The 18,030-nt window shown below is 42.0% G+C and carries 12 protein-coding genes; all 12 read right to left on the bottom strand.

The window, feature by feature from the left end; translation table 11 throughout:
• Positions 1-16: 16 nt before the first annotated feature.
• The 12 genes from A5877_RS11575 to A5877_RS11520 all read right to left on the bottom strand — a co-directional run bounded on the left by A5877_RS11575 (position 17) and on the right by A5877_RS11520 (position 17,694).
• Positions 17-4,594 (bottom strand): hypothetical protein, encoded by a 4,578-nt coding sequence (locus tag A5877_RS11575; protein ID WP_086316871.1) that lies wholly within the window; start codon positions 4,592-4,594, stop codon positions 17-19.
• A 373-nt stretch (positions 4,595-4,967) separates the two neighbouring features.
• Positions 4,968-6,443: a helix-turn-helix domain-containing protein gene (locus A5877_RS11570; protein ID WP_016620737.1), complete on the bottom strand. Its 1,476-nt coding sequence runs from the start codon at positions 6,441-6,443 to the stop codon at positions 4,968-4,970.
• A gap of 235 nt (positions 6,444-6,678) precedes the next feature.
• On the bottom strand, positions 6,679-8,916 hold the full coding sequence (locus tag A5877_RS11565; protein WP_016612450.1) for an excinuclease ABC subunit UvrA: 2,238 nt from the start codon (positions 8,914-8,916) through the stop codon (positions 6,679-6,681).
• A gap of 360 nt (positions 8,917-9,276) precedes the next feature.
• On the bottom strand, positions 9,277-9,858 hold the full coding sequence (locus A5877_RS11560; protein WP_086316870.1) for a GNAT family N-acetyltransferase: 582 nt from the start codon (positions 9,856-9,858) through the stop codon (positions 9,277-9,279).
• Positions 9,859-10,024: 166 nt separating this feature from the next.
• Positions 10,025-10,501 carry an SAM-dependent methyltransferase gene (locus A5877_RS11555; RefSeq protein ID WP_086316869.1) on the bottom strand — a complete coding sequence of 159 codons (477 nt, stop codon included), beginning with the start codon at positions 10,499-10,501 and terminating at the stop codon, positions 10,025-10,027.
• A gap of 86 nt (positions 10,502-10,587) precedes the next feature.
• The gene (locus A5877_RS17465; RefSeq protein WP_369596783.1) at positions 10,588-10,770 is read right to left on the bottom strand and encodes a GyrI-like domain-containing protein; all 183 of its coding nucleotides are present in this window, start codon (positions 10,768-10,770) and stop codon (positions 10,588-10,590) included.
• Between the two features lie 72 nt (positions 10,771-10,842).
• Complete coding sequence (locus A5877_RS11550) at positions 10,843-11,406, bottom strand: MerR family transcriptional regulator (RefSeq protein ID WP_254907474.1); 564 nt, start codon at positions 11,404-11,406, stop codon at positions 10,843-10,845.
• A gap of 178 nt (positions 11,407-11,584) precedes the next feature.
• A complete protein-coding gene (locus tag A5877_RS11545) occupies positions 11,585-12,484 on the bottom strand; it encodes a hypothetical protein (RefSeq protein ID WP_061054483.1) in 900 nt (299 codons plus the stop codon).
• A 1-nt stretch (position 12,485) separates the two neighbouring features.
• On the bottom strand, positions 12,486-13,766 hold the full coding sequence (gene celB / locus A5877_RS11540; protein WP_086316868.1) for a PTS cellobiose transporter subunit IIC: 1,281 nt from the start codon (positions 13,764-13,766) through the stop codon (positions 12,486-12,488).
• 707 nt (positions 13,767-14,473) lie between these two features.
• Positions 14,474-15,217, bottom strand: a complete 744-nt coding sequence (locus A5877_RS11530) for a hypothetical protein (protein ID WP_008377866.1) — start codon at positions 15,215-15,217, stop codon at positions 14,474-14,476.
• A gap of 484 nt (positions 15,218-15,701) precedes the next feature.
• A complete protein-coding gene (locus tag A5877_RS11525; RefSeq protein ID WP_086299081.1) occupies positions 15,702-16,037 on the bottom strand; it encodes a nucleotide pyrophosphohydrolase in 336 nt (111 codons plus the stop codon).
• On the bottom strand, positions 16,000-17,694 hold the full coding sequence (locus tag A5877_RS11520; protein WP_086316867.1) for a DUF2075 domain-containing protein: 1,695 nt from the start codon (positions 17,692-17,694) through the stop codon (positions 16,000-16,002). Before A5877_RS11520 ends, A5877_RS11525 begins: the two co-directional genes overlap by 38 nt.
• Positions 17,695-18,030: the final 336 nt, after the last annotated feature.

Below are 18,030 nucleotides of genomic sequence, written 5' to 3'. Positions count from 1 at the left end.
GTACGATCTTTTTTTCTTAGTCTCGTGGAACAAAGCGTAAGACGATGCGATAATTCGGTACGAGCAAGTCTTCATAATACCCGCCTTGATCGGCTTCTGAATCAACGACCCATTGCGGGTAATCCCCATAGAAATCCCCTGTTAAGGAAATCGGCACGCGACTTCTTTCTTCTAAGCGAACCAAGTGTTGTTCTTCCATCGCTTCATAGAGTTGAATCTGGGTTTCTTCCGTTTTTAGGTTCAATCGCAACAGCGGGGTTGAGATATCGTCATAAGTAAGGGTTGGGTCTTCCTCTTCGCTTTCACTTTCAGCGTAATCGAGGGGATCTTCTCCCTCTTCTAACAAGACGATTCCGGCATGATCATCGATCGCCAATTGATTGATATAGGTATCCACAGCAAGTGGCGATTGATTGCGGATCTCATACGCTTGGCTTTCAAAATTACGATTCGATTCCGCCGTATTGTACAAGGATTCAAAGACCATTTTGGTCGGGATCGTCACCCGCATATGCTCAAGTTTCGATGTCACATCGATACCGATGGTCATCTGGTAGGCTTTATTCCCCACCTCAAGAACAGCGAAGTAACTGCCGTCTTCGTCCACTTCTCGTGTAAGATCCGTTTCTACGATGCGAAAGTCATCCGTCATATCCGCTTCCGTCAACACATTTACGGCTTGCGCGCGACTTTCTTGAAGGATCAAAGCATCTAATTCTTCTTGCGTGCTTAATTCATTAATTTTATAGCGATCTAAAGTGATATTGTATGCTTCAAAATTCACACCTTTAATCACGGTTTGACGAGCGGTCACATCGACATAGGTCTCAATCGAAGGTTTCGATAAGAAAATCGACACTTCTGTCTCTGTTTCCAATCGCTCATTTTCTCTTAAGGGAATGCGGAAATAGCGATACAGCTGATTTTCATCCCGATAGTCGCCCCATTCGATTCGTTCAGAGTTTTTGTCCAATTCGACGACTTCTCCATCGGTATTTGTATAGGAGATCAAGGTGACATCGGTATCCTCGTACATGGAACCAGTGATTTCAGTCGACTGATCACTCAATGCATCGATTCGGGCAATGAGGCCTTCTGGTTCTGAAAAACGAATCTTATTGAAGTTATTCTTAGCAATCACTTGGTAAATGTCCGTTTGTTTTTCCAGACTTTCCAAAGAACCCTCTAATTGCTCGCCACTCAGTAATCTGGAACGCGCTTCGCCATTTCCTGTGCCGCCATAAGGGAATGTATTCCCCCCATTTCGATTGATTCGCATCGTTCCGGAAATATTGATAAATTCTTCTGTTGGTTCATCTAAAGAAGCATTTTCCCAAACTGCTAATTTTTGACTCGCAACATTGATTCTCAAACCGTTCGCAACCGTATTTTGTGCAGATCGGATCAAACGCTGCAATTGCGCATTGGCTTGACCAGTTCTTGTCGTAGGATGACTAATTTCAAACAAATTCACATTGTTTATATTCAATCGTGCATTGGCAAGTCTGAAATAAAGAACTTCAGATTTATTTCTTATGGTTTCCAATACAACCGTAGAATCTTCTCCTGCCGAAAATGAATTCCGCACATTGACTAACGGGCGATTGATAAATTCCGCCGATGTTCCCATGCCTGTCCGATTATCGGTCATGGAAAAATTAGCTCTGGCCCCTACTGTGATATTCGCAAATGAATTCGAATGATTGCTTGAGGCATTGCCTCCCGCCTGAGTATTTAAACCTCTCGCAACACCTTTAAATGTTGCCTCATCATTGAGAATGAAATTAGAGGAAGTCGTTACTCTAAAGATTCCTCCAGATTGATCCACGTCGAGGGTAGCCCCTTTACCAATCCGAACAAATGAATTACTAGCAGTCAACCAAATAAATCGGGAATCTGAAGTCGTTCGATCTCTTCTTGACGTCATGGTAGCATTGTCTTGCAACTCCACTCTTTGTGATACTCGGATTCTGGAATAATTTTGACTTGTTGCTGAATTTTGAATCGCCGTCGTTGTTGGCTCTGTCAAATGCACTTCAGCATGTTGCGCAAGCGTAACTGAACGAACAGTGGTGTTTCCTGTCATTCCTCTAGCAGCGTTTATTCTCGTATAGGAATTTTCGCCGAATAACAGATCTGTTGTTCCGACTCCCTGTAGAAATCGTCCACCAGTATCAACTTCGACTTTACTTCCTTCTTCCATCGTAAATTTCGAATTCGCCAAGGTTAAACGAAAAACGGCTCGTGCAGCTTGTCGCGTTGTATGATTGACCGTTACTTCCGCTTCACGACCTAGTTTGATTTCTTCTCTAAACCGGAAAAAATCAACATTTGCATTGCTTCGTCCAGAAACGGTGATTTCGGAGTGATCGCCCACATGCAACCGGCGAATGGTTGAAGAAGCAGCAGATGAGGTACCACCGGTAAAGCCTTGTGCGGTTTGTAGGCTGATCGTATTTGCTTCACCAATATAGATATCTGTTGTGCTGCGACCAGTCACCAATGGTCCTACTTGATTGAGGGTGATGGTTGCATTTGCTTCTGACAAAAATTGTGAAGCCGTCGACGTTGAACCCAGTGCAATGAAAGGATTGGCTGCTGATGATGTGCGAGAATAATTGATCGCTGCTTTTTCTCCTAGGAAGAAACGTCGTTGCACGGAAAAAGAATTGGCTGCTGTGCTCGTTGAATGCTCAGCAACATTGATTTCAGCCCCTTCAAGCAGCTCAAATTGATCGACCATCGTTCCAGCGGTAAAACCATTCCCTAATACGCCCGTTAGTTTTGAGTATTTCCCTAAAGTGACATGGGACAAACTTGCGTTGACAAACGCCCCTCGCTGGTTCACAGCTATTTCAGAATAGTCACCAATGGTGATTTTCCCGTTGCTTGATGCTAAGCCGATGACGACATTCGATGTACTTGCTGAAGAGGTCGTTCGCGTTCTCGGCACGTCAATTGTTGTATGACTTCCGATTTGAACCGAAGACGTTGCGAAAAAGGTTCGATACGCTTGACCAACAGTGGCATTACTAGGTTCACTTATGGTTATATCCACCTGATCACCAATCGCAATACTGTTGACTGCTACGTTGCCATTAAACCCGTTGCTATGCTGATTGTTCATTTTCACGTGGTCTTGAATCACTATCGTGGTACTAGCCACACCCGTAAACATCGGTCCATGCTGCGATATTCGCGTTTGTGTATTCTCCCCAAAATCGATGGAGGAATTTGCACTTTGGAGCTGGATAAAAGCTCCGGTCGTTGTGCCCGTCCGCGTTCCTTCAATAATGGTAGGTTGGTCCGCGGTACTATTTTCAACGATGAAGCGGTGTCCGACATTGATGGCGGGCGTCCCGCTGACCGTCCCGTACTCAGATAGTTTTAACTGACTCCCTGCTTGTAACCTTACTTCGCCTAGCGTGCTGGTGGAATTACCAGAAAGCCCCTGTCCCGTGCCAACATCTAGTGTTGCCCCGGTTGCTAGCGTCAACCGACTATCTTGATTGGCATTTGGTAGGGAAACCATTGCGCCAGATTGGCGAATCGTGGTCATACTTCCTTGACCAAAATCAAGGCTTGCTGCGGTACCTGTCATGTGAAAGACAGTGCCAGTATTGCTGTTGGTACTTCGGGTGACAGAAATTTCAGCTTGGCTAGCGACTGCTACTTGATTCATTTCAAAGATTGGTGTGGCATTTGATGAGCGATGATTGATCGTCAATTGGCCTTCGACCAAGAGTCCTTCAGCCGTGAATAACGTTGGAATGGAAGACGTCGCTGTCGTCACCACATTGGTTCCTTTGAAATGAAGATGTGCTTGGTTGTTATTCACCACGCGTCCTGCGGTAGTGGTCAGCTCCAGTTGGGTATCTTCAAAGGTAATCGTTGAAGCCCCAGTTGTTTGAGCCAGCCCTTGCGCCGACTGAATGCCTTGTTGTTGCACCCCTTGCCAAGTCAGTTGAACAGGTGCCGCAAACTGCATCAGGTTCTCTGCCGCCGTCTGCGAAACGATCACAGGTGTATCTTGACTACGAAAAGTAACGTCTGCCCGTTGGATACCACTGATTGGCTCAGTTAATGCCAAGTTGTTGGCAAAAGTAAGCACCAAGGATTGATCATTGGCGATTTCTTCGTAATGATACTCCGTGCCATCTTCATCGGTGAAGGATTCCCCAAGTAAAATTGCCCGCAATTGCGCCTCACTTGCTACAGTCAATGCGACCGCTGAAGCTTCAGCATCAAACCTTTCGACTTGCTCATTCTCAGCTTCTGTTTCCGCTTCATCTTCTGAGCTATCTGGCGTTTCTGCTTCGGGCAGTGCTTCATTTTCCTCTGCTTCTTCTTGGCTAGCTGTCGTGGAATCATCCGTGGCTTCCGAAGAAGATTGTTCTTCACTGCTTTCTTCGGTTGTTTCTTGGTCTTCCGATAGATCAGCAGAATTAGTGGTTTCCTCAGTTGAGGAGTGTTGCGTCTCTTCAGAAAGTGACTCTGTTTCTGCATAAGCAACTTGCTGGAACGCCAGCGTCGTGTTGACCGCCGTGCTGCTTAGTAGGAATACTGCAGAAAACAATGTAAGTAGTTTCATCATATCCTCCTTTCTTCAAGTCTTTGGTGCGTCAAGAAGGTTGAAGCTAAGAAACAGCCTCCTCCTTTTCACACAAAGTTGTCTCAATATTCTTCGTTTTTGGGGGAACGACAAAAAAAGACATTTGGACGAATCAAATGTCTGAAGAAAGTTGTTAGATTGGGTTTTTGTAAAATAATATCTACATACGAGTTCCGTTTTCTTAAAAACGAAGGTTATTGAGACGAAAAAAACTGTAAGTGTATCACGCGTGGTCCTTACTAAACTAAGAATAGCGTGGTGCTTTAGCAAAAGAAAATCATTATTTTCATAAACACCTGAAATAGATGAATAAATAACCTACCTCTTTCACTGTGTGAAAGGTACGGGAATGGGTTTAAAAAAGCGGTTTTTGATACGGGTTTATTTTCCGTTCAAGATGTTCCCAATCTCGATCATCTGGAAGAGATTTTAATAATAAATAATCTGTTTTGACTTTGTAATCGACGAGATAGCGATTGTAATTGGTCACGATCAAATCAATATGTGATCCATTTAGCGTCTTCTTTGTTAAATATTGCAGCTGCACAAAGGTCAACTCGTGCTTGCTGCCAAACCGCTGGATTGCTCGAGTTTGAATGTGCTGGCACACAAAATGATCTCCTTCTAGGAGAAAATAAATGGTTTTTGCTGGTGCGTAATAATCGAAAATCAACTCGCTATAAATTGTTAAACTGACACAGATGTCTTCTAAGTAAGCACTAGACAAAGAGAGTTTTTTGCTCTGCTCCTTAAGAAATTGTAAGTTCTTTTGATAATTCTCGCTGTTGGAACGCATGATCACTTCTTTGATATCATCCATTTCCTTGTTCAAAACCGGCGCAATCGCATGGTTTATTTTCCTCGATAAAAAGAAAGAACGTAAAAACGTCGCCACCGTAATGGCTTGCTCTTTGGGCACATCATGGTTCTGCAGAAACAATTCGGCCACGTTTGCAATCGCTGTACCTTGATGAAACTGACGGTAAAATTTTTGCTCTCGTTCTTCTTGATCCAAGGTTCGCTTACACAGGGTGACCAAGTAAATCCAAGCAAATTCTTCTTTGGGCAACTGGGTCTGATAGATTTCTTCAATGCCTTTTTTCAAGGAATAAAGTTTGGCGAAACTATTCCCTTTATACGCTTGCCTGACCAGTTCTTTGGGCACAGTGATATGATAGCCAAGGCTCGCGCGTTTGATGGCAATATAAAACGTATAGTAAAACGCTGCGGGGGTCGCCCCAGATCCGATTTCATAATAGCCGAACTTGTCATCCAATTGCCCTAAAATCAAGTCATGCAATGCTTGGTCTGGGACCAATGTATAGATCGTTTCGACCCCTTCATAGTAAAAATCTTTGAAAAACTTACGTAAGTTGGCTTCGCTTCCTTCAATCGTTAAAGGATTGGAGGTCCATTGTAAGCCATAGCTTTTCAAAATAGGGTTGCGCTGATTAAGTAAGCGCCGAAATGTACTCTCTGAAAAATGGTAATGATGTGCTAGCTCATCCACCTTAGCTAACTTGCCATGAAAGATATTCCCGATAATTTCAAATAAGCATTCATTTTTTAACAAACTTTGTTTTCTTTTTTGATATTCTGTAGGCTTTTTCTCTTCGAAAACAAACCCGCTATTGCCGGAAACAAGAACTATACTGTCCCCAAAATATTCTTTCATGTATTTGATATCATTGGCAATCGTCCGCTGAGTTACCTGATTGCGCTCAGCTAAGTCGCCAATCGTAAACACCCGATCTCGCTCAATCGTACTCAACAGCCGAAACAACCGCGCGGTTGTGCGGTTGCTGATGAAGGCCAATTGCAGCTCTCTCATCCACTCCACTCCTTTTTCAAGAGATTCTTTTCTATACTATTACATAAATAGACCACTATTTGGTAATTATATACTCAAATTTACAGTATTTTTATCAAAAAACCTACTAATCATGAAAAAAATAGCGTTCTGAATTTTATTTTCTAACTTGTAATCGCTTCTTCGATGGAATGAAAAAAAGCCGCAAGCAACACTCGATGAAAAGAGCTACTTACGGCTAGTCTTGGCTTTTTCGTTAAAATAAATACTGCGCAGTAATCGACGATTGACAATTGATCAGTTGGTCTGGGGTTCCTTCGTACAAGATTTCACCACCGCGAATCCCACCATCAACACCGACATCGATCAGCCAATCCGCTGCTTTCATGACCTCAAGGTTGTGTTCGATAACGATCACCGTGTTGCCTTTTTCTACTAATCGTTCGATGATCGCCAAGATGCTTTTGATGTCGGCCATGTGCAATCCGGTCGTTGGTTCATCCATAATGTAGATATTGCCTTTTTTGCTTAATTCTTTTGCTAACTTCAGTCGTTGGCATTCACCGCCAGACAAGGTATTTAATGGCTGTCCGAGGGTCATGTATCCTAGACCTACAGCCAAAATCTGTTTTAGTTTTCTTTGAATCGCTTTTTCCTCAAAAAACTCCACCGCTTCCGTGATACTCATGGCAAGGACTTCATCGATCGACTTGCCTTTCAAGCGATACTGGTAGACTTCTTCTTTAAACCGTTTGCCGCCGCATGCCTGACACAAAACCTCGACGGAATCCATAAAGGACAGCTCCATCTTGATGGTCCCGTGGCCCTTACACGTTTCACAAGCACCTTCGGAATTGTAGGAAAAAAGACCTGCTGAAACCTTGTTTTCTTGCGAAAACAACTTGCGAATGTCATTCATGATTCCTGAATAGGTTGCAGGATTAGAGCGAATATTCCCCGCCACCGCTGATTGATCGATCGTAATGGCTTCAGGGTATTCTTTGGCAAAAACACCATTTACCAAACTGCTCTTTCCAGAACCAGCGACACCGGTCACCACCGTAAATACCCCTAATGGCACCCGCAGTGCTGTATTTTTCAAGTTATGCAGCGTCGATTTTTTCGTTTCGATAAACTGTTGGCTTCTGCGAGGGGCTTCTTTGAAATCCACCATCTGTCCAAAGGCTTTGCCAGTCAGTGTATCTGAGCGCAGCAATCCTTCAAAGGTTCCTTCGTAAGTAATATAGCCGCCATTTTTTCCAGCTTTAGGACCAACATCGATAATATGGTCGGCTGCTTTAATGACATCTGGATCATGCTCCACTACGATGACGGTGTTCCCTTTGTCCCGTAGTTTGACTAACAATTCATTCAATCGGTGGACATCCCTTGGATGCAGCCCAATACTCGGTTCATCAAAAATGTAGATCACATCGTTCAAGCTAGAAGACAAGTGTTTGACCATTTTTACCCGCTGACTTTCCCCACCAGAAAGCGTCGTTGTTTCACGGTCTAAGGAAACATAATCCAACCCGATATTGATCAGATCAGTGATTCTCGCTTGGATGTTTTGAAGCAGGGGTTGGACACTCTCCTCCGAGATTTCTTGAAGAACCGTCAATAGTTCATCCACTTGCATCGCCAAAACGTCCGCAATCGAATAGCCCGCGATTTTACACGCGAGTACTTGTGGATTGAATCGTTTTCCCTGACAGTCAGGACACTTCTGCTCATTCATGAAAGAAGCGATTTTCTTCTGCGTAGCAGCGGAGCTTTCATTGCCACCTTTGATATTGGAGCGATTAAAACGAGCGACTAAGCCTTCATAGGTGGAACTCATGCCTTCCATATACAAGGAATCGATTTTTTCTCCTTGGGCATACAAAAAGCGGTTCATTTCCTCTTCGCTATATTCTTTCAACGGCTTGTCATTGTCAAAAAAGCCCGTATTGGTGAAGGACTTCAGTAGCCAAGAGCCGACTTTGTAGCCAGGAAGCAGGATTGCCCCTTCGTTCAAGGACTTTTCAAGATCCAGTGCCTTTTCTAAATCTAACCCGACGATCCGCCCAATCCCTTCGCAAGTGGGACACATCCCATGAGGGTCATTGAAGGAGAAATTCCATGCAGGACCTAAATACGGTTGACCAAGACGAGAAAAGAGCAAGCGGATCAAGGGGTTGATATCCGTGATCGTCCCTAATGTGGAGCGGGAATTGCCGCCTAAACGGCTTTGATCAACTACTACCGCCATCGAAAGATTGTCGATGGCATCGGCATCTGGCTGGCTATATTTTGGCAAAAAGTTGCGGACAAATTTCGAAAAGTTCTCATTCAGCTGTCGACCAGCTTCTTGTGCGATCGTGTCAAAGACGATCGATGACTTGCCAGAACCAGAGACACCCGTGAAAATCGTGATTTTTCTTTTGGGAATCTTCAAGTCAAAGCCCTTCAAATTGTTCTGCCTGGCGTTGTGGATCGTAATGTATTCCTGCATGCTATACCCTCCCAGATTCTATTGAATTTTTACAGTGAGCGACCATTATAGCACAAACATTCTCGCTGTTTCTCGGAATTTTGTAAAAAACTATGTTTATTTTATGTTTTGTTCTCAATGTTGGAATAGCAAGGATAGAGGGCTTATGCAATTTTTCAATAACTGTTGCATAGGAAGGAATTTAGCGTGCGAACGAAGTTAGAAGATAGAGCGAAGAAGGAGTATTTTGAATGACCTTAAATTGCTAAAAGGTAAAAAACAGTCCATTTCCCCTTGCTTGCAAAGTGAAATGGACTGTTTTCATGAAATAACCTTTAATCGTTTGAAGCCGAATGTTAGAGATCGGCCAGATCAGCCAGATCAGCTCAATACAGTTGACGGAAACATTTTGATCAATGTCACCGTTTCTTCTGCCCCATAATCCCCTTCGGCATATAAAGCAAGATACTCTTCCAACAAATAGTCAGCAAGGTCTTGGATAGATTGCGTAAAACCAGCCTTTTCGTAAGATCTGACTGCAGGGATATTTTTTCTCGACGGCCGCATCATCAATTTTTGAATGCCGAATGTTTCATGTAAATGATCACCGAGGGTGACGATCGCATCGGTACCAAATCCTTTGCCGCAATGAGCTTCTCGATTCAACCAGATATCCAATTCTGCTATGCCGTCTTTTAGATGAGACGAGGAGTAACTAATAAAGCCAATAGGTTCACCTGCATGTAGAATCAAAAAGCCTCTGCCATCTTGCGGTTGGGCACCAGTAAAGTAATACTCTTGATAGTCCTCAAAAAACTCTGCTTCAGTGGCGATCGGTGCATTAGGATAAGAAGGTGGTCCAGAATGATACTTTGTGGTTTCAGAGTGAAAACACCATTGATAGACCGCTTCTTTATCTTTGATTTCCGCAGGGGTTAAAGTGACTTTGTTGCCTGTTAGCATGTGGTGTACTCCTTTCGCTCTTCCTAATGTTTACCCCAATTATAGCGGAGGATGTCCCTTAAAAACAAACCGCGTTTTTTCTTTACTTGAATCGAACATCGACATTGCTTAAATTTTCATTGTTGCGCCAACAATCTTCCGATTGATTCCTCTATTTTTTCATCCTCTAAAAATTAAATTCATTTTCCCAATTAAAATCAGCAGATTCTTCTAAACTGTTCGGCCAATGATGGCACCAGGAAGGAACTCTGGGCACTTCTACTCGATCCAAACTTGGTGTGTACGGTTTGATATCTATTAGTGGCGTTTGGTCGTTTGCATCAATATAAGGAATAGAAAGAATTCCTTTCTCAACATCGACTGATAATACTTGAACAACACTTAATGCAATTGGATTTGGTCGGATGGGTGATCTCGTAGCAAAAATCCCCATTTTTTCAGGCGCATGTTTATAGGGTTGCTCAGCATCCAAAATCATTCGATACTTTGCATCCGCAAAATCACTGAACCACCATACTAATTGAAGATGACTAAATCCTTCAATCCCTGCTAAAGCTGGAATATATTCTTTCTTAAGCCTGAGCAAGCATCCGTCCTCATTGTTTTGAATGATCCCGATCGGTTGTAGTTTATATTCTGTCATTTTCTTTCCTCCATTTCCTCTTTGTGCTCTCAGAATAGTGCCTGACACAGTGTGAGAGTCAAGAAAAAACAGAAAAAATCTGCTACTCAACGTTTTATGAGCGGTATTTGTATTTCAGTCAAATAATTACGTTCTTCCTGCTCATTCCAAGGACCGCGATGCACGATTTGCCTGTCTGGTCCGTCCATTTGGTAATAAGGATGTTCTTGTAGCCACTCAGCCAAGGACAAATAGACGTTGGCTATGTTGGAGAATGCACCGTACACCATCGTGCACGCCATAATTGGCACTGCCTCCGTTTCGTAGCTGGAAAATACTTTGGAATCTACCTGCAGGCCTGCTTACACTTGCACACACAATTCAACAACGACATTTTTTTCTTTAAACTCTTGGTCGTGATAAATCGAAAATGATTGTCCGAAATTCTTTATTTTATGAAGCTCCATAAAAGTGGCTAGTTCTCTCCACAGTTCCTCTTCAGCAAAATAATTTGGTATGACTTTGCGAAGGGAGAGCACATGATAACTCGGGACTGCTTTCATTGTGACCTGATAATGGCGCTCTGTTCGTTCCTTCGTCAATTCTAATTTAGCTACTTCTAGTTTGATTAATTTTTGTTTTTCCGCCTCTATAGTTGTCTCAATTTCATCTTTTTTTCTTTCTAATTGTTCTGCAAGGAAGTCCTGCTCTTGGTTTTTCAGCAACACCGCAATTTCTGCTACACTAAAGCCGCTATCACGCAAATAGATTATTTTATTGAGTTCAGGCAATTGAACAGCCGAATACAGTCGATAACCAGTAAACGTATCAATCCTATCGGGCTTTAATAGACCCATCTCATCATAGTAACGCAACATTCTGATACTCACTTGAGAGAGCTTTGAAAATTCACCTATCTTAAACATACGCACCTCCGATAGATTTATTATAAAAACACTTTATCCACACTTCAATGCTACTCACTATAAAAAACCGAAACAAAGAACTCACTCTCTGTTTCGGTCTTGCTTCATTATTCAACATTCAACGAAAAATTCTTCTAACACTTCTTGCATTTCATAGGCATGTGCCGATTTGTTCCACCTATCGGTTCACTGAGACGGCCATTCGGTGATAGGTATGGCGCTTGCCTCTGATGGCGATGGATAGTTGCAAGATGTTCTCGGGATCAGCGGTCCCAGAAAAACCTGCATCTCCGATATGATGAAGGTCGCAGCCGGCACGTTTGCTAGTCAATGCCAAGGCACGGATCGTACCTGTATCTGCACCTTCCTGTGTAGTACCGATGGTGCCCATGACCAACTTCTCTTTTTGGTGGATAAAGGCCACTAGATCACTCATGTGTTGTTCACTCAGCCCAGGAATCGTGCCCGCAATGGGTACAAGAATAACATCGGCTCCAGCTTGAATGAACGCAGACGCAATTTCTTCATCTAACACGGGTTCATTGACACCAGCTCCGTGCATTTTTCCAGCAATAATGATCCCAGAGAAAATGGCTCTTGCTTGTTTGATTGCCGCTGTGATTTCCTTATTTGAAACGCCAGTGGAAGGATTTCCTGTCAGACAGATAAAATCAAATCCAAGTGCTTCTGCACGAGCCATGTTTTTCTTTGTTGCCAAACGCCCAGTAGCGATAGTTGTCAACTGTTCCATCTGTTCCGCACAATCGTCGACAGGCTCAAGATTGACCCCAATAGGCCGCCCCGTTAAGCACTGCAAAAAGCGAATCGGGTCATCCGTTGTCGGTAAACCTTTGATAGCGCCGTTTTCGCAATCAAAAAGGTTCAGCAAAATCAAATCCGCCCCAAATGCAGCGACGAATTCAGCATTAGTGATTCCTCTAGACATCGGATCGATTTGGACATCATTTTCTGCTACGATCGTCCGACCGGCACTTCCTCGGATACTTTCCAATAGTTGGTCTTTATCAAATGATTTAAAATCAGCTGCCGTGCAATTCAATAATCGTTTTGTCTTCATTTTATGCCCCACTTTCTGAACCGAGTTCACTGGCTAATGTCCGATTATCTAGCATTTTGAAGAATGGATAATAGATGGCGATAGAAACCGTCAGATTCACCAGCTGTAAGATTGCCCCCGAAATATGTCCGCCTGTGGCTAGATAACCGCCGATGATTGGCGGCATCGACCAGGGAACCAAAACGACGGCAGGTTGGACGATCCCCATGGCAACTGTCGTATAAGAGATGACATAGCACACGACCGGCGTCAGAATATATGGGAACAAAATCAATGGATTCATGACAACAGGCAACCCAAACATGATGGGTTCATTGACATTAAAAACCGTTGATGGAAATCCGAGTTTCCCCAACTCTTTTAAATACTTACTTTTACTTCTGACTAATAGCAAGATCGCCAAGCCCAAAATCACGCCACTCCCACCAATCCAGACAAAGGTATTCATAAAAGTATAATTGATGATATGCGGAATCGTTTCGCCGTTTTGAAAAGCGATCCGATTCTCATCGATCATTTGAATCCATGTCGGCTGCAGGACGCTCAGAACCAAGTCCCAACCGTGGATGCCCACTGACCAAAACAATGACGTAAACATAATGGCAAACAGTCCGCCTATAAAGCCTCCGCCAATGATCGACAATGGCTGTCCCACAAGACTGTACAGCAGATCATGAACATTCGTGTTGCCGAATGATTCCACTAATAAACGAATCACCCAGAAAAGCGAGAGGCAAAAGAATGAGGGGATCAATGCAATAAAGGAGCGACTGACCGCCGGGGGAACGTTTTCTGGCATGCGAATCACGATATTCTTTTGTACGAATAATCGGAAAATCTCCGCCGTGATCAGGCTGGTGATGATTGCTACGATCAGCCCGCGGCTACCAAGATAAGACATTTGAATGCCGCCATCTTCAATCGGAGTGACTAAAAGAAAAATCGACGCTGCCAATACACCGGCAGATAAACCGCTGACGCGGTAAGTGGTTGCTAAACTATACGCAATAGCAAAGGAATTGAACAGCGCCATCACACCAAAGGTCACTTGAACGACAAAGTCTAATTTGCTGCGCCATTCCCCGCCAAAAATACTCGTAACAAATAGGTTAAAGCCTTCCCATGGAACGTTAGATAAAATAACAAAAATGGAGCCGATAATAATCAAAGGCATCGTGGTGACAAGTCCATCACGGATGGCAACCAGATGCTTTTCACCGCCAATTTTCATTCCCCATGGCAGCATTTTTTCTTCCATAAATTTCTTTAACGAATCCTTCATAAGCTTCCTCCTTAACCTTAAAAGATCGCTGAAAGAGTGCGTTCAGGTATCTTTTCGAAGTGTGAATAGAAACCAAGGCTTGCCACCTTCAAGAACCTAGGATTGAAGTGCTGATCGCCAAAACGCTATTGTTATGAACACAGTAAGAACGCAAGGCATTGGATTTCTCAACTATGACTGCCTATTTTCCATGCAACTGTTCTCAACTGATCTTCACACCTTTTATTTGCCGCAAACGATCCTGCGCATGAACCGTTTCAAACGACAAAAAAGGCATTGGACAAGATTGTCCAATGCCTTTGGCATAGCAAAATAAGCGTCCAGCATCCCACGGTTTTTGCCCAAAAACCTGCCTGAATCTACTAGAAATCGACAAGGAAATCGGGTACAATAAACACGTTGATGCCTTTGGCGATCAACTATGGCAACTTGATTGGTCATCCTGCTTAGGGGTCTGACTGATCAGGGCCTCGTAAGTCTGCGCCAACAGAATTACGGGGTGCCTATTTTTTTGGTTTCTATTCGCTTACATTTTATAGAATGTTTTTGGGAAAAGCAAGCGAACATCGTAACAAAATTGTAAATAATGGTCAAAAAAATAAAAAACTATTGTGATTTGTTCGATTGAAATAGAAAATAGTAATTACTTTGCGTATTTATAAAAAAAGGAGGACCGAATCATCCATGATTCAGTCCTCCTTTTCGCGTTAGACAAATACAAACAAAATTCCAGAGCAGATCGTGCCTACCAATAGCCCACGAATACTGCCTTCCCCTTCATTGGGTAACTCAAATTTGATGATATTCACCAGCAAAGCGCCGGTGATCAAGGCTTCAATGATGACCACCAAATAGTAGGGCAATGATACAAAGAGGGAGAACGCCGCTCCCGCGAAAATACTGAAGGAAAGCACAAAGCGGCCATATTTGTTATAAAGGGCACCATGATGGTGATAGAGCAACCAATCGTTCATGAGAAAGTGCAAACCAAAAGCGATAAAGTAGGTCAAAATGTAGAAACGCTCTGATAGCGTATTGGCAATCACGATATAGCCGATCATAATATTATAAATCACATGAAAAGCGATATCCGACCAAAAAAAGGCGTTTTTGGCACTGGTGATGTCTTTCTTTTCTAACACCATAAACGTCCGCTCATCGATTTTGTAGATCACGTAACTGAAGACTAAGCCAAACAAAACGATGCCATAGACCCCATGACTATAAAAAATCCCCGAGTCCCAGCCAAATTCATCAATCAACACCGTTTGAAAATACGCCAAATGGGGCAATAGATGAACGATCGCATAGGAGATTCCTACCCCAGCGGCAAAGGAGCTCATGTATTGCACGTTTAGTTTTCTGGATGAGATAACATTTGAAAATAGATGGATGAAGATAAACCCTAAAGTGATCATGCAATTCACAAAATTGTTTGTTAAATACGTCATTGTTTTCTCCTTCTTACATTCCGTTTACAGCATCGTTTAATCGCAATTTTCAATAACAAAGTCTTTTTAATTAGTTATTTTTGGTTATTTTCACGAAATATTCTTGTTTACTATACAGTAAGAGGGCTTGGGGGGCAATAGGTTTTTTAGGTTTTGGTGGGAGAAATATTTTTGATAGAAAACGGCCTTCATTGTTGCCGATTTTTCCCGATGATCTTGTCTTCATTTTCGGATAGGATAATCTTGTTTTTGCTCTAGCAGATACTAGGTCTAACTTCATTTTTTATCAAAAATTGCGCTTATTTGAAGTTAACTTCAAATTTCCGAAAAATTGTAACCAATTTGAAGTTATCTTCAACTTTCTCAATTATGTCAGATTTTTAACGTTCGTAACCAATCACTGATGAATTCAGAAAGCCGTTGTTGCTCCTATTCCATCAAAAAAAAGAAGCAAGAACTTGCAGCGTCCTTGGTTCTTTTTTTGTTACAATTCATTATACTTCTTTTTCGAATCTTTACTTTCTCTCACCGGATACTTCATGTTGTTTTTTTCCAGCTTTTCTTTGATGATCTCATCAATATCAAGCCCCAAATTGTCTGCCAGCATATAAGAATAAATCAGAACATCGGCAATTTCTTCTTTTAGATGTTCGAAATCTTGAGTGGCTTCTTCAGGTGTTTTCCATTGAAAAATCTCCAACAATTCGGCGGCTTCGATGGAGATAGAAATAGCTAGATCTTTTTCATTATGGAATTGTCGCCAATTGCGATCATCTCGGAATTTATTGATCCGTTCCATTGAAGAGGGTTGGTTTTGCATGGTAGGACTGGCTCCTTTCGTTTTGTAGGGTTATGAGTTTTTGGCGGAGATTGGGATTGATTGCATAGATGTAAAGCCCTTTGATTGCTCGCTTCATTAATACATTCAATGAATTAAGGATGATCGTTTCTTTGGCTTTCTTCGTCAATTCTTGGTTCATATCGTCACGTCCCGTAAACGCCCCTTTGTCCTCATATTTATCGATATCGATGACAAGCTGGTCGGTCTCTGGATCGTAATCAACGGAAGGACCAATGACGACTCCTACATTGTTTAAATCAAAGCCTTGGACGGTGTAGATTGAACCGACTTCACTGATTGTATCTGGTCGCTCCGCCCATGTTCGCTTCGTATCGGTCGTATTCCATGGCAGGTTGATCCCACCAGGATCTACAAGATATGAAGCTCCGTCTTTCTTATGAACATAATCGAATGTTGAGATGATCCGTGACAGACCTTCCTTTTTATCGAGAGAAAAGATTTTATTCTTCAACGCATCATGGGTTTCCATAATCTGAAGCTCAAAAGATGCTGTTGATTCTGGAATCGGTGTTACACGTTTTTCTACGATATCATCGATCCATTGAATAATTTGTGGACTACTTTTCATTCTTAATTGATCTTTTAGCTGAAAGCGAGAAGCATTGTACCTTTTCTGAAACTGATCCAATTTGTCCTGATCCCAATAACTTTTGATTTTCAATACTTGCTTCGGATCAAAGATACAAATCGTGATTTTTGCTCGCTTGATAATCTCTTCTAGTTGGTTTTCATAGTGAAAACTGTTATAGCTGTCTTTCTTCGTTAAAAGCAAATGGGCCTCATCCACAATAACGATGTCTGGGTGCAACTTCTGATTATCTGTTTTATTAATAAAGGAAGTTGGCTTTAACATATGATTCTTTTTTAAATTTGGCAAACTTTCTGCCATTGTATGGTAGGTTTTTAACATCTCTGAATGGTTGACTAGCAAATAGTTATCAGTGCCTTTTAATACAGACTCTGACTTTGTATAGTCTTGAAGGGTGTTATAGAGCGATGCCAATAGGACGCTCTTTCCCGTTCCAGCTTCTCCTTCAATTATTAAGACTTTTTGTGTTTCATCCTGCTGAATCGCTTGTTTACAGTACTCAATAATTTCAAGTTTTATATCTAACTGTTCTGGCGTCAATTCTTTAAAAGGGGATAATTTATATACATCTTTGTTGCGAATCGTATCGATTGAGTGCTTCGCCAATTGACGCCTTTGCAATTCTTCCCATAACTCTTGGAAGACCACTTCATCATAATACTCTTTTTCATAATACTGATGCATCTGTACCTGTCTTGTTTGACTGACGTTTTGTAACTGAAACTGCTCATCCCCAATGAAGTGATTGATCAAATTGGTTTCGATATTGTAGGTCGCTGATTGATTGAATTTTTCATGTCCAATCAGCAAGACTTCTTTAATTTCTCTGCGCTTAGAGTTATTCAAGTGCTGCTTCAATCGTTTATTCACTTGAACCGTTTGACCAATGTACGCAACAGGTCTTTTCTTTTCATTTCGGTTGTAGAGTATGTAAACGACTGGGTACTGATCGATATATGCCGTCGTTATGCTAGATAGCTCACCTTTCTTGAAATGATGATCTTCTATGATTAGTTGGTTGGTCATATTTTAGAGTCTCCGTTTAGTGTCTATTCCATTAAGTTTATTTATTTTAGTATATCATTGCATATTTTGCTCTTAAAGCATTAAAGACAAAATTGGTAATTTTTTGTTTTAGCAAAATAACCATTATCTAAAAAAATCGCTGTTGATTAATCTACTAATTTCGTCCAACGTGCATACTTTGCTAATGATTTAATAGACTAACTTATTATCCTGAAACTCTTTTCAAACGAATCCTCTCTAAGACGTTCTAAAATAAATAGCTGAAAATCCCATTTGACAATTCATTAAACATCCTCTGTTTAGGATATTTATAAATTGTTTAGTAAATTAAAAGAA

It is taken from the genome of Enterococcus sp. 3C7_DIV0644 (assembly GCF_002141235.1).
GTDB lineage: Bacteria > Bacillota > Bacilli > Lactobacillales > Enterococcaceae > Enterococcus_D > Enterococcus_D entomosocium.
This window is presented reverse-complemented; position numbering and strand designations above follow the sequence as displayed.